The 16,400-nt window shown below is 33.4% G+C and carries 12 protein-coding genes; 3 read left to right on the top strand and 9 right to left on the bottom strand.

Annotated features, from left to right (window positions below):
• Nucleotides 1-26: 26 nt before the first annotated feature.
• From CCE28_RS05230 to CCE28_RS05215, 4 genes are all read right to left on the bottom strand, one after another.
• A complete protein-coding gene (locus tag CCE28_RS05230; RefSeq protein ID WP_095131684.1) occupies nucleotides 27-860 on the bottom strand; it encodes a phosphoenolpyruvate hydrolase family protein in 834 nt (277 codons plus the stop codon).
• Nucleotides 861-873: 13 nt separating this feature from the next.
• Nucleotides 874-2,094 (bottom strand): Tm-1-like ATP-binding domain-containing protein, encoded by a 1,221-nt coding sequence (locus tag CCE28_RS05225; protein ID WP_095131683.1) that lies wholly within the window; start codon nucleotides 2,092-2,094, stop codon nucleotides 874-876.
• A gap of 169 nt (nucleotides 2,095-2,263) precedes the next feature.
• Nucleotides 2,264-4,090: a phosphoenolpyruvate hydrolase family protein gene (locus CCE28_RS05220; RefSeq protein WP_242972907.1), complete on the bottom strand. Its 1,827-nt coding sequence runs from the start codon at nucleotides 4,088-4,090 to the stop codon at nucleotides 2,264-2,266.
• 166 nt (nucleotides 4,091-4,256) lie between these two features.
• Complete coding sequence (locus tag CCE28_RS05215; protein WP_242972906.1) at nucleotides 4,257-4,877, bottom strand: DUF2238 domain-containing protein; 621 nt, start codon at nucleotides 4,875-4,877, stop codon at nucleotides 4,257-4,259.
• Nucleotides 4,878-5,058: 181 nt separating this feature from the next.
• Here CCE28_RS05215 and CCE28_RS05210 point away from each other — a divergent pair, with 181 nt between their 5' ends.
• Complete coding sequence (locus CCE28_RS05210) at nucleotides 5,059-7,239, top strand: glycoside hydrolase family 3 N-terminal domain-containing protein (protein WP_095131682.1); 2,181 nt, start codon at nucleotides 5,059-5,061, stop codon at nucleotides 7,237-7,239.
• Between the two features lie 212 nt (nucleotides 7,240-7,451).
• Here CCE28_RS05210 and CCE28_RS05205 read toward each other — a convergent pair whose 3' ends face one another.
• A complete protein-coding gene (locus CCE28_RS05205; RefSeq protein ID WP_095131680.1) occupies nucleotides 7,452-7,856 on the bottom strand; it encodes a MarR family transcriptional regulator in 405 nt (134 codons plus the stop codon).
• 272 nt (nucleotides 7,857-8,128) lie between these two features.
• On the opposite strand from CCE28_RS05205, the gene CCE28_RS05200 reads away from it, so the two are divergent.
• Entirely contained in the window at nucleotides 8,129-9,457 is a 1,329-nt protein-coding gene (locus CCE28_RS05200) for an MATE family efflux transporter (protein WP_095131678.1), read from the top strand.
• Between the two features lie 150 nt (nucleotides 9,458-9,607).
• Here the strand turns inward: CCE28_RS05200 and CCE28_RS05195 are convergent, their stop codons facing one another.
• From CCE28_RS05195 to CCE28_RS05180, 4 genes are all read right to left on the bottom strand, one after another.
• On the bottom strand, nucleotides 9,608-10,735 hold the full coding sequence (locus CCE28_RS05195) for an AfsR/SARP family transcriptional regulator (protein ID WP_141228315.1): 1,128 nt from the start codon (nucleotides 10,733-10,735) through the stop codon (nucleotides 9,608-9,610).
• Between the two features lie 33 nt (nucleotides 10,736-10,768).
• Nucleotides 10,769-12,313 carry an amidohydrolase gene (locus CCE28_RS05190; protein WP_095131674.1) on the bottom strand — a complete coding sequence of 515 codons (1,545 nt, stop codon included), beginning with the start codon at nucleotides 12,311-12,313 and terminating at the stop codon, nucleotides 10,769-10,771.
• A gap of 120 nt (nucleotides 12,314-12,433) precedes the next feature.
• Nucleotides 12,434-14,086 (bottom strand): M20/M25/M40 family metallo-hydrolase, encoded by a 1,653-nt coding sequence (locus CCE28_RS05185; protein WP_176461667.1) that lies wholly within the window; start codon nucleotides 14,084-14,086, stop codon nucleotides 12,434-12,436.
• Between the two features lie 193 nt (nucleotides 14,087-14,279).
• Entirely contained in the window at nucleotides 14,280-15,656 is a 1,377-nt protein-coding gene (locus CCE28_RS05180) for an alanine/glycine:cation symporter family protein (protein ID WP_095131670.1), read from the bottom strand.
• Between the two features lie 314 nt (nucleotides 15,657-15,970).
• Here CCE28_RS05180 and CCE28_RS05175 point away from each other — a divergent pair, with 314 nt between their 5' ends.
• Nucleotides 15,971-16,237, top strand: coding sequence for a YciI family protein (locus tag CCE28_RS05175; RefSeq protein ID WP_095131668.1), 267 nt, complete (start codon nucleotides 15,971-15,973; stop codon nucleotides 16,235-16,237).
• The last annotated feature ends 163 nt before the right edge of the window (nucleotides 16,238-16,400 follow it).

Here is a 16,400-nt window from a genome sequence, read left to right as displayed (position 1 = left end):
GTACTCCTTTGTTGTATAGTATAATTTTATTTATTGAAGTTTATGTTTTTGAAATTTACAACCTGATCTCTAATAGCAATTTCCGTAGGAATTCTTTCAATGCTGGAAGCTCCAAAGAAACCACAAATTCCATTCGTTCTTTCCATTATATACTGTGCATCCTCAGGTTCTGCTACTGGTCCCCCGTGACATATTACCATAATATCTGGATTTACTGATTTTCCCGCATCATGAATTCCTTGTATTTTCTTAACACAATCATCTAATGTTAAAGCTGTTTCTGCTCCAATACTTCCCTTCGTTGTAAGTCCCATATGGGCAACCAATACATCTGCTCCTGCTTCTGCCATTTTCTTAGCATCTTCTTCATTAAATACATATGGCGTTGTGAACAATCCTAATTCATTGGCTTTTCTAATCATTTCCACTTCTAAGTCATATCCCATTCCTGTTTCTTCAAGATTGGCTCTAAATTTACCATCTATTAATCCTACTGTTGGAAAATTTTGAACTCCTGAAAATCCAATATTTTTTAATTGTCTTAAAAACACATCCATATTTCTGAATGGATCCGTTCCACATACCCCTGCAAGTACAGGTGTATCCTTTACAATTGTAAGTACTTCACTTGCCATCTCAACCACAATTTTATTTGCATCTCCATATGGCAATAATCCTGCTAATGAACCTCTTCCTGCCATTCTATATCTACCAGAGTTGTAAATAATAATTAGATCCACTCCACCTGCTTCAGCAGATTTTGCTGAAATACCAGTTCCTGCACCAGCGCCAATAATAGGCTTTCCTTCATTTATTTGTTTTTCTAATCTATCTCTCATTTCTTTTTTTGAAAGTGTCATATGTGGATCCTCCTTAATTCTTTTTTTCTACCATCTCTATTAATTTTTCAGCCATTGCCAAAGCGAATTTTTCATCATTAATATGTGTTTCCATTTCAAATAGTTCTATCTTCTTCTGATCAATATTGTTTCTTAATGTATTAAATAACACTTCATCTTCTTCCTTTCCATAAAAAGGTTGTCCTTCTACATCAATTAGGGATACTCCTTTCAATGGAAGGAATAATGCAGTATTTCCTTTTGCCATGTTTAATTTATCAGCAATAATTTCTCCTAACTGCTTATTTTCTTCTAATGTTGTACGCATTAAAGTTACTGTGGTATTATGTTTATAAATATTTCTATCCTTAAATTTTTCTGGTAAAGTTTCTATTGGCCCAAAATTCACCATATCTAAAGCTCCTGTTGATACAACCTGTGGTATTCCTTGTCTAGCTGCTGCTTCTAATCTATGGGGTCCTGCTGATAATACGCCACCTACTAACTCATCACACCACTCTGTAGTAGTAACATCCAGTACTCCTTTAATATAGCCTGCTTCAATTAAATCTTCCATCGCTTTACCACCTGTTCCTGTGGCATGGAATACCAATACTTCATAGCCTTTTGATTCAAGATATTCCCTTGCCTTTGTTACACAAGGAGTGGTTACACCAAACATAGTGGCGCCTATAAGAGGCTTTTCTTCTTCTAATTTTGGTAAAACTGCATTTGCCATTCCAGCTATTGCATATGCTGCATTTGCAAGGATTTTTGATGAAAAACTGTTTATTCCTGATATATCCACTACTGAATACATCATAGTTATATCTTTCACTCCCACATAGGGTGTTGTATCTCCTGAAGCTAATGTTGAAACCATTACTTTAGGAACTCCCACTGGCAAAGCCCTCATTGCATGGGTTGCTATTGTTGTTCCTGCTGATCCTCCTAAACTTATAATGCCAGCTAGTACACCTTTTACATGTAAATCTAATACAATCTTGGCAGCGCCCTTCATCATCACATCCATGGCTTTTCCTCTATCATTATCCCTAATTAATTCTACTATTGATTTTCCTCCAGCCTGAGCCACTTCCTCATTAGAAATATGAGCTTCACAAAGTGCTTCCCCTTTAACACCTGTGTTAATAACAATTGTCCCTATACCTTGTGATTCAATAATTTCTTTAATAAACTTAAATTCTTTTCCCTTTGTATCTAAAGTCCCTAAAACTACGACCTGTTTGTCCATTTATATACACCCCTTTTAGGATTTACTATTCCATTCCCAATATTTGTATTGCAATGACTATGCCAATTCATTTTTGTTGGATTTTGGTACATTTTGAGAAAGTAAATTCCCACGTCTCCTCATAACTGGGAATTTATTTCTCACTCTAAAAAAGATGAGAAAATAATTCTCATCTTTTTTCTAAATTATATTTTTTCACCTTATTGTATAAGGTTCTTCGAGTAATTCCTAACTTTTCAGCTGCCTTGGTTCTATTCCATGATGTTTGATTCAAAGCTTCCATGATTAATTGTTTTTCCACATGATCAAAGGTCTCTATACTTTGTTTAATAAAGGTATTTTCAGATGAAATATGTAATTTGTCAGAAACCTTTTGCAAATACTCAGGTAATGCATGTACCCTTATATATTCTCCATCACTTAATATACTTGCTCTTTCCAATACATGCTCTAATTCTCGTACATTACCTGGCCAATCATATTCCATAAATATATCTAAAACATTTGGTGTTAATTTTGTGTTATTATAACCGAATTTATTATCTATTTTTTTTAAAAAGTGATTTATAAGAAGTGGTATATCTTCTTTATGCTTTCGAAGCGGAGGTGTATTAATTGAAATTACATTTAATCTGTAATATAAATCTTCTCTAAACTTTCCTTTATCTACAGCTTCCCTCAAATTTACATTAGTAGCGCAGATAATCCTTACATCTATTTTTATAGTTTCACTTCCACCTACTCTTTGAAATTCCTGCTGCTGAATAATTCTAAGAAGCTTTACTTGAACATCTAAATCCATTTCTCCCACTTCATCTAAAAATAATGTTCCTTTATTAGCCAATTCAAATTTCCCTAATCTTCTCTTATCTGCCCCAGTGAACGAACCTTTTTCGTGGCCAAAAAGTTCACTTTCCAAAATGCTTTTAGAAATAGCCGCACAATTTATTTTTACGAAGGGTCCCTTATATCTTTTACTGTTGTAGTGAATAGCCCTTACGATTAATTCTTTTCCCGTTCCACTTTCACCTTGGACTAAAACATTTACATTTTTATCTGCAACTTTATTTACTATGTCATATATTTCCTGCATTCCTTTACTTTTACCTACAATTTCATCGAATCCCTTTTTCTTTATTAATTCTTGTTTTAGTCGTATATTTTCCTTTTTTAGTTTATAAAAATTTTTAAATTTCTCAGTAGTTTTCTTTATACTTATTTCTGTAGGTATTCTTTCGAAACTGGAACCACCTATATATCCAATTGCTCCAGTTTTTTCATAAAATTCATTTGCCTGCTCTGGATCATTTATAGGCCCCCCATACACCATATTGAAAATATTTGGGTTTATACCTTTAACAGTTTTTATTATTTCATCTACATATTTTATATGCTCATTTATGCTTATCCTTTGTTTTACTCCCTTATCTCCACCACTAGTCCAGCCTAGTTGTGTACATATGACATCAACGTTTTCATTTGCCATCTTTGCAGCCTGTTCCTTGTTGAATACAAAGGCTATGGTAAATATGCCCTTTTTCACTGCCTTTTTCATCATCTCTACTTCACATTCATATCCTAACCCAATTTCTTCTAGTGCTTCTCTAAATATTCCATCAATCATGCCTATTGTAGGAAAATTGGTTATTCCGTGAAAACCTGCTTCAATGATTTTATTTAATAATTCATTTTGATCATATGTTAAATCTGTACCACATGCCCCAAATATAACTGGTTTATTACAAACCCTTTGTAAAATTTCCTTTTGCCCAAAATCCATAACTAAGTCATTACTATTAGCAAAGGGCATCATACATCCTAATGACGCTACTCCAGCATTTCGAAATCTTCCTGCACTTAAAGCAAGGATTAGATCTGCTCCTCCTTCATCAGCCTGTTTTGCTGATAATCCAGAACCTACTGATACTCCAATAATAGGCCTATTTCTTTTTATACTCGTCCATAAAGAGTCTCTAATCATTTGTCTATTCATCATGAATTATCATCCTCATATTATTTAAGTCTATCATTTATGTAATATCATCCATATACGGATGTCTTATTTACTTCTTATAATTATATCACCTTTACTTAAAAAAAAGAGATTAGGAATACTATTTACTGGAATTTTTTTCTTAAGACATAATAAAAAACTTTCATCCCTAAGAACGAAAGTTTAAATTTTTAATTAATCTATCATGATATTTCCTAAAGATTATTAAGGAAGTTATACTTCCAATTAAAGCACAAGTCATATCCCATTGAGTATCCCAAACATCACCTTGAGTTCCTAAGAATGCTTCTGCATTTTCACCTAATATCTTAGCTGCCAAAAACTCTATTAATTCATAGGCCGCACTAACTCCCAAACACATAAATACAACTATAGTAAATAACCATCCACCTGATTTCAATGGAGTCTTTCTTATTAACAATTCCCTGGCTATAATGGCTGGTATGAATCCCTGGGCTATATGGCCTAACCTATCATAATAATTTCTTACAAGACCAAAATAATCCCTTATATAGTCAAATAATGGAACCTTTGCATAAGTATAATGTCCTCCCACCATTAATATAATACAATGAATCCATATTAATGTGTATGTAAGATCTGTAAGTCTAAATTTATTATAAGTATAAATTAATATGGGTAGCGCAATTAACACAGGGGCTATTTCTAAAAACCAAGTACTTCTTTCATAGGGATTAATCCCTGATAATATTAACATTATTATAGTAGTTATTAGATAAAATATATGCAATTTTTTAACCTTATACACTTAATCCCCTCCTTTGACTATATCATACCACAGGGACAGTTACTCTTGTTTATAAATATATTTTAGAGCCTACTAATGTTAGTAGAGAATAGAGGAATATTTTTTATTTATATGACCGAAGTAAGTTCATATACATTTAGACCAGAATTAGTTTTGTTGAATAAAAAAGGGAGGTAATAACATGTCACAAATCTATAAAAATCCTTCATACACACCAGAGGAAAGAACTAATGATTTACTTAAAAGAATGACCATAGAAGAAAAAGTAGGACAAATGTGTCAAATAGACGGTAGAATTGAACCTGAGAAATGGATATACGAAAGACATGTGGGTTCTTTTTTACATGTGACTGGTGATGCTCCTATAAAATTGCAGAAGATGGCTTTAAAAACTAGGTTAGGTATTCCCATATTATTTGGCATAGACGCAGTCCATGGCCATGCCTTTTATAGTGGTGCCACCGTATTTCCATCTCAATTGGCTATGGCCTCTAGTTGGAATCCTGAGCTTCTAGAAAAGGTGGCACGAATCACAGCCCATGAAGTGATTTTAACAGGAATGCACTGGACCTTCTCTCCCATATTATGTATAGGTAGAGATATGAGATGGGGTAGAGTTGATGAAACCTTTGGTGAAGACCCTTATCTAATAGGAGAATTATCATCAGCCATGATTGAAGGATATCAAGGAGAAAATTTATCATCACCCACTAGCATATTGGCTTGTGCTAAGCACTTTGCCGCCTATGGAGAAACGGTGGGAGGTCGAGATTCATCAGAGGCCCATGTGTCAGAACGTCAATTAAAATCCCTATTCTTCCCGCCCTTTAAAAAAGCTGTTGAATCAGGATGCTCCACATTTATGGCCGGATATAATTCCATAGATGGCATACCTTGTTCTGCAAATAGTTGGATGCTCAAGGACATATTAAAGGATGAGTGGAAATTTAAAGGTTTTGTAGTAACAGATTGGGATAATGTGGGAAATCTACATACAAAACAAAAAGTAGCCGCTTCAATGAAAGAGGCTTGTAAGATAGCTGTAGAATGTGGTAATAACATGATCATGTCCACTCCTGATTTTTATGACCATACAGTAGAGCTAGTAAAGGAAGGTACTATTTCAGAAAAACTCTTAAATAAAGCCTGTAGACCAATATTAGAATACAAATTTAAACTTGGTTTATTTGATAAAAAGAGATTTCCAGATATGGATGAGAAGGAGAAAATAATCGGTTGTCCTAATCATAAAAAGTTTGCCTATGAAGTAGCTCTCGAATCCATAGTATTATTAAAAAATGAAGATAATATACTGCCCCTTAGGGATGATTTAAAGCAAATAGCCTTAATAGGACCTAGTTGTGATGATGTTCAGGCTCAACTGGGAGACTGGTCCTTTGGAACGAGGGAACATCCCAAAATACCTACTTATAATTATCATAAAGATTATGATATTAGCCCTATAGTTACTGTTTTAAATGGTATGAAAAAAAGGTTAGGCCCTAATACTAAATTAGTATACAACAAAGGATGTGACATGTTAGATGAAAATAATCACTTCATAGATGAAGCTGTTAACATCGCTATGGATTCAGATGTGATAATAGCTGTAGTAGGAGACACTAACATATTAAATGGTGAGATGAGAGATAGGGTAGATTTGAATTTAACAGGGGCGCAAGATAGGTTATTAAAGGAACTATATAATACAAATAAACCCCTAATAGTGGTACTTTTAAATGGAAAGCCCCTTACTATTCCTTGGATAAAGGAACATGCCCATGGCATATTAGAGGCATTTAACCCTGGTATGGAAGGTGGTAATGCCATAGCCTCTATCCTATTTGGAGATTACAATCCTTCTGGGAAATTAACCATTTCCTTTCCTAAACATGTGGGCCAACAACCTGTATATTATAATAAAATGCCAGGATGGCATGGTGGAGAATATGTGGAAATGGATGATACGGCCCTATTTCCCTTTGGATACGGCCTGTCCTATACTAAATATAAATATTCTAATCTAAAAATATCATCAAAGGAAGTTTCTCCTAAGGATACTATTTCCGTATCTATAGATATAGAAAACATAGGAAACCGTACTGGTACTGAAATAATTCAATTATATATAAATGATATTTATTCATCTATAACTACACCAATAAAGGAACTTAAGGCCTTTAGTCGTGTGACTTTAGAGAAAGGTGAAAAAACTACAGTACATATTCCCCTTTCCATTTCGTCCTTAAGCTTAATTAACAAAAATAATGAATCTCTAGTTGAGCCTGGAGAATTTGAAATAATGGTGGGAAGTTCTTCAAGGGATGAAGATTTATTAAAGGATATTATAAGAGTAATATAAAGGTAAAATATAAAAAAAGCATACGACCTGTGCTTCCCTAGGAAACCCTATGGTTTCCTTCGACGATTGCTATCGCAATCTGAGCACCTTCCTTTACAGCGGGCAGGGGAATTCTTCCCCTACAACCCCTTATTTTTACTTATTCACAGTTGCAAAAATTTATAATTTCCTAGTAAGTAAAAAAGTCCAACCTAAAAAACTTGGTTAGGCTTTTATTTTTCTTCTAATATCTTTCTAGATAAACATTGAACTAAATTGATAGCAGCTAAATAAGCACCTCTTTCAGCTTCAGAAAGTTTACTAAGCTGATTGTAAATATATTTAGTATGTTCTTCATGAAATCTTTCAGCAAAGTTATGACCTGATTCAGTTAATTGTAATAGGCTTTTACGTTTATCTTCAGTAGATTGAACCTTCTCAATATAACCTAATTTAATGAGCTTATTGGCTACAGGAGTGAACGATCCTTTTTCAAGTTCAATTTTACGACTAATAGAACTCATAGTAGAACTACCTTCATATTTAAGGGCCATAAGTGTTTTTGTATGTGTGCTATTAAGATCCTTTAATAGATCTGATGCTGTTTGAAAATCATTAAAAAAGATTTCTGTAATCATAGGAAAAAGATCAAGAATGGTTTGTATTGTCTCATCTGTCCGTATAATGGTTAATCACCTCTTCTAATATATTTTAATGCCTTAACTTTCCAACCTCAATACTAACTGAGCCGATTATTGAACTAAAGGTTTGGTTATATTAATAATATTATACCAATGAATAAGAAGAAGGTCAATTGGTTAGAAATGCAACCTGTTGACACGAATATTTCAAGATGTTATTATTTATATCGTAAGAAAACTAACTATCTTTAATGTAAGGAGAATGCAATATGGATAATACATCTAGGTTAGGACAACAGTCTATACCGAAACTTTTAGCACAGTACTCTATACCCGCAGTTATAGCTAATTTAGTTAATGCCATTTATAATATAGTGGATAGAATTTTTATTGGAAAGTTTGTAGGAGAAAATGCATTAGCTGGCCTTACTATCTCATTTCCCCTAATGATATTAATCTTTGGATTTGCTAGTTTAGTGGGTGTTGGTGGTACTGCTTTGATTTCAATTAAACTTGGTGAGGGCAACCAAAAAAGTGCCAATCATATTTTTAGTAATATGTTGAGTATGGCAGCCATTGTTGGATTAATTGTAACTATTGGAGGCTATTTGAATCTAGAGGGTCTACTAATAGGTCTTGGTGCAGATAAAGCCGTTCTTCCCTATTCAATAGACTATATGAACATTGTTTTGATTGGTGTTACATTTCAACTTATTTCCTTTTCACTTGCTAGTGCTGTTAGAACGGAAGGACAACCCAACTTATCCATGATAGCCATGGTAACATCAGCCTTAACCAATATAGTCTTAGACTATATCTTTATTGATATTTTGGGATGGGGTGTTAGAGGAGCAGCCATAGCAACAATTATTGGCCAATTTTCTGGGCTTTTAGTGTTAGGATTTTATTATTTGAAAGGCAAAGGTGTTCTTAAAATTGTAGTAAAAGATTTAATACCAGATGTTAAGCTAGTTAAAGAAATAGTGAGTATAGGCGCTTCCTCTTTTATTACACCCATTGGTTCTAGTATGGCCATGATACTCCTTAATGTATCATTGGTAAAATACGGTGGTAATGCTGCAATTACAGCCATGGGTGGTGTTAATAGTCTTTATAGCATGTTTATAATGCCTGTAATGGGAATTCAACAAGGTATGCAACCTATTATTGGTTATAATCATGGGGCTAATTTAAAGGACAGAGTTAAAAAAACATTAATTGTTGCTACAAGTATGGCAGTTGCATTTTCAACAGTAGTATTTATATTATTAGAAACTGTTCCAACTATATTTATGGAACTCTTTATAGAACCAAGTTCACCAACTATGCCCATAGCAGTTAATGGAGTCCGATTATTTAATGTCATGTTACCCCTATTAAGCATTAACTTACTTGGAACAGCCTATTTCCAATCCGTTGCTCAAATTAAAAAAGCTCTGTTCCTTAGTGCTGCAAGACAATTTATTTTCTTAATACCTGTTGTGCTTTTACTACCAAGAGTATTAGGATTGACGGGAGTATGGCTTTCAACACCAATAGCAGACGGGTTAGCGGTACTTGTTACCATTATCATGTTAATTCCAGTATTAAAAGATTAGAAATAGATACCAGCAGTTATTTTAGCTAGTAACTAATGAACTATCTTTAATAATCCTAATAAAAAAATATAGGATATTATAGTCATATTAAACTATCTATCCTATATTCATCATACTATATTTAGATAAAAAAATGACTAGAGCTTTTTCTTATTTAGTATAACTAAAGGTAAGTTCTATATATACCTGTGGAAATTTTCTCTTAACATATTCTAAAAACTCTCTAGATATTTTATCAACCTGTCCATTCACCTTAATTATAGGTAATTCCCCAAACTTTAAAGATATCTTTAAAATCTCTCCACATGCTCTAAATATCCTAAGTTTTTCTATATGGGGTGACAAATAAGTAATATTCCATTGGCCTTCATCCATCTCAACCTCTGGTATAATCTTAATTAACTCAGCCTTATATGAGTCTTTTATATTTTCTAAAAGATTTGGATATGTATTTAAAGTCTGCTCAATTATCTCTGTAAGTATGAAAAATTCTGGATACACATACTCCACTGTTCCTTTATTTTCTTCTTGATTCTTTATATCTCCATTTTTAATATTTTCATACATCTTTCTAGTTTTCTCCATAGGGCTTATATTTAGCTCAGTTCGAAGTATATTCCTACATTTTTCGTATTGCTTAATGGCAGCAACCCTATTGCCTCCTAGAAAATATATTTTCATTAGTCTTCTGTGTATATCTTCATCTAAAGGGTTCATATATAACAGTTTTTCTAAATACTCTATTGCCTTAGAGTATTCTTCTAGTTCACAAAAGGTTTCTGATAATTTCTTTAAACCTTTAAAATATATCTTTTGTATCCTTTCCCTTTGATATATAATCCAGTCGTCTAAATCTCTATTATTATATACATGGAAATCTTGAAGAAATTCTCCCTTATATAGGGTGGTAAATTCCTCTATACCTTGCCAGTTTCCCTTAAAGATTTCTTCTGCCATTGTCTCAAAATATTCTAAATCACATTCTAAATTTGCATTTTCATCGATTAAACAATAACTTTTATCATTGGAAAGTATTATATGGTCCATATTATAATTCTTTAGTGATTTTTTTATTGCCCATAAAGTATATCTTAAATTGTATTTTGCAGATTTATCTGAACTATCATTCCAAAATAGAGTGGCAAGCTTTTCCCTATGAATTTTCATGCCCCTCTTTTTAGACATTAAATATGCCAGAATGCCGATTCCCTTACTACTTATGGATTTAGTAATATCCTTGTCCTCAAAAATAACTTTAGGCTCCCCTAAAAATTTCATCTTTAGCAAGACTATCTCCCCAATCTGCTATCTCTATATATTATTAAACAGTATTTTTCCAGACTTAATAGTAGCTAACACACTTATATCTTTAATCTTCTTCCTGTCACACTCTAGTGGATTCTCATCTAATATACATATATCTGCCATATATCCCTTTTCCAATTTACCTTTAATATTATCTTTACCTATGGCCTTGGCTCCGTTTAAGGTAAACATATGAAGGGCATCCTTATTACTTATACGTTCTTCTTTGTTATGGTGATTCAAGATTGCATGAATACCTAGCAAAGGATCTATTGGAGTCAAATCACTTTCAGATCCACCTGCAATTACAAATCCCTTTTCAATTAAGGTTTTAAATGGATTAGTTTTCATGATTCTTTCTTTTCCCAATCTTTTATCATAGGTCTTTCCTTCTCCACCCCAGAAATATTCAAAAGCTGGCGTCATAGATGCTATTATACCTAGTTTTGATCCTTTATCCATATCCTCTTCTCTTGGTATTTCAAAGTGTTGAACCCTCATTATGCTCTTACTATCAGGAAACTGACTCTTAGCTTCTTCATATACTTTTATTATTCTACTTATGGCCCTCTCTCCCACCGCATGGATGGTAGTATCCATATTCATCTTAATGCCAGCTAATATAAATGCTTCTAATTCATCATATGTAAAGTATAAATCTCCCCTTGTACTATTTAGGTCTTCATAGGGAAGTTCCATAGCTGCAGTCCTAGCTTGAAAAGACCCATCTAGAAATATACTTCCACCAATTCTGTTTAAGCCTAACTCCTTAACTTTCTCCACATGGGTAGTTTGAAAGAATAACTCTACATCAATTGGAAATTTTTTTATATTTTCATGTACATATAATGCGTCCTTATCATGGAATAAAAATCCACCTTCCATGGCATTTATAGTGGTCACGCCCTTCTTTATTGCTTCCTTTAAGGCTATTTCTACTCCCTCTTTCCTCTCTTCATCAGAGATAATACCAAGTAGTTTCTTTCTAGCTATGAAATTAGCCCTACCTGTAAGTACTCCTGTAGGAATTCCCCTTTCATCTCGTTCTATGCCTTCTATGTTGTATGGTAAATTTAAAAACTTATAAGTATGGGTATTTACTACGGTGATCTGATAATCTACAGTAGATATCCATAGGATCTTTTTAGGATGAACCACATCAAGTTCCCACCTAGTCGGCATACGTTTTTCTTCCAGTTTTATTTCTTCTAAGGCAACCCCTCTTATTACTGGGCCCATAGAACTTTTTTCCATATTTCCATCTTTAATCACACTTACCACATCTTTTATAGACCTACATGCTGAAAAGTTATTTGCCAATTTATTTAATCCCGTCTGTACAAGGTGTACATGACTATCTATGAATCCAGGAATAGCATATTTATTTTTTAAATCCATCATTTTAACATTTTCTTTATATTTCTCATATCCATCATCTATACCGAAATCCTTAATATATCCATCTTTAATATATATCCAATTAGCATTAGATCCCTTAGAATCTAATGTTATAAGTTGTCCATTGTATAACACTAATTCATTTTGTCCCATTTTAGCCTCCCAATAAAAGATTTAGCTACTATGGTCTTTAATTCAACAAAATCTTGTATTTTCCTTCATCTAATATACATACCCCCTTACACATATAAGGGGGTATTAGTATTTCATCCACTATAACTTAAATATTTCATCCACTAAAAATCTTAGTAGTTTTGGTCCCTTTTCATAAGAATACTCAAGTAAAATTCTTTCTGTAAATTTATGTGGATCCCTACCATGAGGTCCAAAGTTTATTACAGGTAAATCTAATTTTCTAATTTCTTCAACAGGAAACTTGTATCTAACTCCCCAGGATGGCGTATTGGGTACAAGATAGTCTATTACTTCTTCCGCATCTTGTAGAGCAAAATAGCTTAAATCTGATAGACCTTGGAAATATTTTTGTTTTAATATTTTTTCGTCAAAATCCTTTTCTGCCTTATCTATTAATCTATCTGATAAATTTATTAAATTTCTTTCAAACTCGTTCTTACCATGAAGGCCTACATGAGGATAATAAGGTGGAGCGAAAAACATTACTATCATAGGTTCTCTTACTGGACAAAGGGAGTGAACTTCTGCTATTAACTTTGTGTTTAATTCCCTTTCATCTAATGTTGTATCATCTTTCCACTTATTCATACATTCTTCAATATGTTTGTCTAAGTAATCACCATGTACTTCTTTAGCCATATCATATAAGTCAGTATAAAGTAATACACGAGGTTTAAATTTAATATCTCTAACGGGAAGATTAGATCTTTTCTTGTATATGTCTCCTTGTTCTTCAACCTTTCTAATACATTCATCTAGGGCTTCTTCTGCCATTTTTCTAAATTTATCTAAAGCCACCTTAGGAGACATGCTCAGGGTTTGAAGGTTATAATAAGCTATGGAAGTTATAGGTGTTTGAGCAGAATATAACTCCTTTAAGTCCTTATACTTCAAACAAGTTGGAGGTACTGTTACCTCTCCATCTACCTCATCACATAACTCTGTGTCAACTTCCAATCGCCTCATGAACTCTGCACCAATCATGTTTACATTTAATCCAGCTAGTGATTCTCCCACATGGCTTTCCTTACCTACAAAGAAGAATCCAGGTAATATTTTACCTGCTGTGCCTAAGTATACATACTTATTATTATCACCAGGATATGCTCCAAAATTAGGTTCGCAGTTTAATACGGCTATTGGATTTAGTCCTCTTTCCTCTGCTAATCTGTTTACAAATGGAATAGCTGCTAATGCACCTGCCGAATTTGATTCTTCATCGGGTACTGCTAAAAATAAAAAGTTACCTTCAAAGTCATTTTTCATACTATACTCTTCTAATAATGACATTTGCCAAGCCATACCTGTTTTCATATCCATAGTACCTCTACCAAATAACCATTCTCCAGAAAGAAGATCCTCTTTAGCATCTTTAAATAACGCATCTGGGTCAAGTCTTTTAGTATACTCATAAGGATTAAATGCATATTCCTTTAAAAGTCCAAAATCTTGAACATCTACCGTATCCATATGACCTACTAATACTAATGTGTCCTTTGATTTTCCCTTTCCTTCCATTAAGGCACCTACAAATTTTCTTCCTAATAAATCTCCATCTATATCTTGTAAAAATAAATTTTGTGGATTTTCATTAAAATAATCTGCTTCTCCTAAAGTATTATAAATTAGTTTTGCCATATCTATTTCACTCGTAGTTCCCGATACACTTCTTTGACCTATCAATTTCATTGCTAATTCTTTTAACCCCTCTGGATTATTCCACTTTAACATAATTATGCCCCCCATTTTTTCCTAGCTATATGTTTAAGAGTTCAGTGTTCAAGGTTTAGGGTTTGGTGTTTAATAATTAAAACCCTTAACTCTAAACTCTGATCTCTCAACCCTATTGATATAAGAGTAAAGATTTCCAAACTAGCTATTTATTAAATACAGTTTTAAAGTATTAAACCTATGTAATATAATCTTAATTTGTGTTTTTAACCTTAGCCCCTGGATAATATTTAGGGTCGTTGAAAAACTCATCTTTCATTTCTTTTAATTCCTTAGTTTTTAATATTAAACCAATCATATTAGGGAATATAATTATAGCTAGTAATATATCTAAGAATTGATATAGGAACTCAATTCCACCTACTGCCCCCATAATGATTGATAATACATACACAACTCTCATGAATTTAGAGAATTTAGTTCCAAATAAGTACTCAGCTTGTTTTTCGCCATAATACACAAGCACAATAATTGTAGATAATACAAACATTAATATACTAAAAGTTACTACTCCTCCACCAACTGCATCTCCTAATAGGGCTTGGAATGCACGTGCCGGCATGGATGCAGCCTCTGATGCAGGTATGTCTTTCCATATTCCTGTAGTAAGTACAAGTATTGCTGTAGTTGTACAAACGATTCCCGTATCAACAATAACTTCAAATACTCCCCACATTGCCTGTCTAGCAGGATGATCTGTTACAGCTGCTGCATGGGCTATAGGTGCAGTACCCATCCCTGCTTCATTAGAGTAACAACCTCTAGCTACTCCCCATCTCATACCAGCTGCAATTCCTGCTCCTGCAAAACCACCAGTGGCAGCAATAGGTGTAAATGCATACTTAAATATTAATGCAAAGGCTTCTGGTATTCTGGCTGCATTTGCAAATATAATTATTAATGCTCCAATAAGATATAAAATTGCCATAAAAGGTACTAACTTCTCTGTAACTTGAGCGATTCTCTTTATTCCCCCATATACTACTAGTGCAACAATAATAGTTAATGTGATTCCTGAAGCCATCTTAGGGATACCTATTGTACTAGCTGTTTGAACTACAGATACAGCCTGTGTAGCTATAGATGGTGCCAATTCTAACATTAATCCAAAGGCAAACAACCCTCCTAAAAATGGTGATTTTAATCCCTTTGTGAGGTAATACATAGGTCCTCCAACAAACTCTCCTTCTTTGTTCTTTTCCCTGTATTTCATTCCCAACATAACCTCTGAAAATTTCAAAGAACATCCAACTAAAGCCGTAACCCACATCCAAAATATTGCTCCTGGTCCTCCAAATGCTATTGCCACAGGAACTCCAACAATATTAGATGCACCTATAGTTGATGCAAGGGCAGATGTTGCCGCCTGAAATGGTGATATGGTTCCTTCACCTTCTGCCTTATGAAATATCTTGCCAAATGTCTCTTTCATAATGAATGGAAAATACCTAAATTGAAAAAATCCTAAGGCTATGGTAAGCCATATTCCTCCTCCTACTAGAGTTACTCGCATTGGAGTTCCCCATATCCATCCAGATATTTTAGCTACTGCTTCCAAAAAACCTTCCATAAAAATACTCCTCCCCGTGTGATTTTTATGTGTCATACTAATATGTCCTAATATTATGATATATTTTTTTGATTGCAGTATCGTTTTAACTACTATTTTAATAACCGTTTTAATCTTGTTTTCATTGTCTGATTTTTCAGAATATTTAGTGATTTATTTAAAAAGCTGAAGTAATATGAGAAATGAGAGAACTCAACACTCTAATAGAAGACAAGATAATACTAATAAAGGCTTGCTTTAATTTTCTGAAAATTCCATAATTCAATTGTAATAAAGTGGTATAATATAAAAAAAGATAATAGGAGTTGAAGGGTATGCCATATTTTATTGCGTTTTTAAATAAAGTTGATCCTGAAAAGGACAAAGAGTTACTGGAGATTCATATTGATTATTTGAATAAACATATAGAATTGGGCAATATCTATGCAAAGGGTCCTTTTATGGATCATTCAGGTGGATTGATCATCTATAAGGCAGCTGACTATGATACTGCTTATAAATTAGCATCAGAAGATCCTGCTGTAAAAGAGAAATCAAGAGAATTGATATTTAAAGAATGGAAAAGTACTCTTGAAGAATAAAAAAGGCATACTCCGTATGCTTCGCTAGGAAACCCTATGTTTTCCTTCGACGATTGCTATCGCAATCTGAGTACCTTCCTTTAAAGAGGCAGGGGAATTCTTCTCCTACAACCCCTTTTTTTTACTTATCCACGATTTTGGGAATGTTATCATTTCCCATAAA

Origin of the sequence: Anaeromicrobium sediminis (assembly GCF_002270055.1) — a bacterium.
GTDB classification, from domain to species: domain Bacteria; phylum Bacillota; class Clostridia; order Peptostreptococcales; family Thermotaleaceae; genus Anaeromicrobium; species Anaeromicrobium sediminis.
The sequence above is the reverse complement of the archived record's forward strand: the minus strand, read 5'-3'. Positions and strand labels throughout refer to the sequence as shown.

Coding starts and splice junctions, on each gene's coding strand:
- CCE28_RS05180 (WP_095131670.1), bottom strand. CDS start 15,656: ATGGAAGGTTTTTTGGAAGCAGTAGCTAAAATATCTGGATGGATATGG.
- CCE28_RS05195 (WP_141228315.1), bottom strand. CDS start 10,735: ATGAAATTTTTAGGGGAGCCTAAAGTTATTTTTGAGGACAAGGATATT.
- CCE28_RS05210 (WP_095131682.1), top strand. CDS start 5,059: ATGTCACAAATCTATAAAAATCCTTCATACACACCAGAGGAAAGAACT.
- CCE28_RS05220 (WP_242972907.1), bottom strand. CDS start 4,090: ATGATGAATAGACAAATGATTAGAGACTCTTTATGGACGAGTATAAAA.
- CCE28_RS05175 (WP_095131668.1), top strand. CDS start 15,971: ATGCCATATTTTATTGCGTTTTTAAATAAAGTTGATCCTGAAAAGGAC.
- CCE28_RS05185 (WP_176461667.1), bottom strand. CDS start 14,086: ATGTTAAAGTGGAATAATCCAGAGGGGTTAAAAGAATTAGCAATGAAA.
- CCE28_RS05200 (WP_095131678.1), top strand. CDS start 8,129: ATGGATAATACATCTAGGTTAGGACAACAGTCTATACCGAAACTTTTA.
- CCE28_RS05205 (WP_095131680.1), bottom strand. CDS start 7,856: ATGATTACAGAAATCTTTTTTAATGATTTTCAAACAGCATCAGATCTA.
- CCE28_RS05230 (WP_095131684.1), bottom strand. CDS start 860: ATGACACTTTCAAAAAAAGAAATGAGAGATAGATTAGAAAAACAAATA.
- CCE28_RS05190 (WP_095131674.1), bottom strand. CDS start 12,313: ATGGGACAAAATGAATTAGTGTTATACAATGGACAACTTATAACATTA.
- CCE28_RS05225 (WP_095131683.1), bottom strand. CDS start 2,094: ATGGACAAACAGGTCGTAGTTTTAGGGACTTTAGATACAAAGGGAAAA.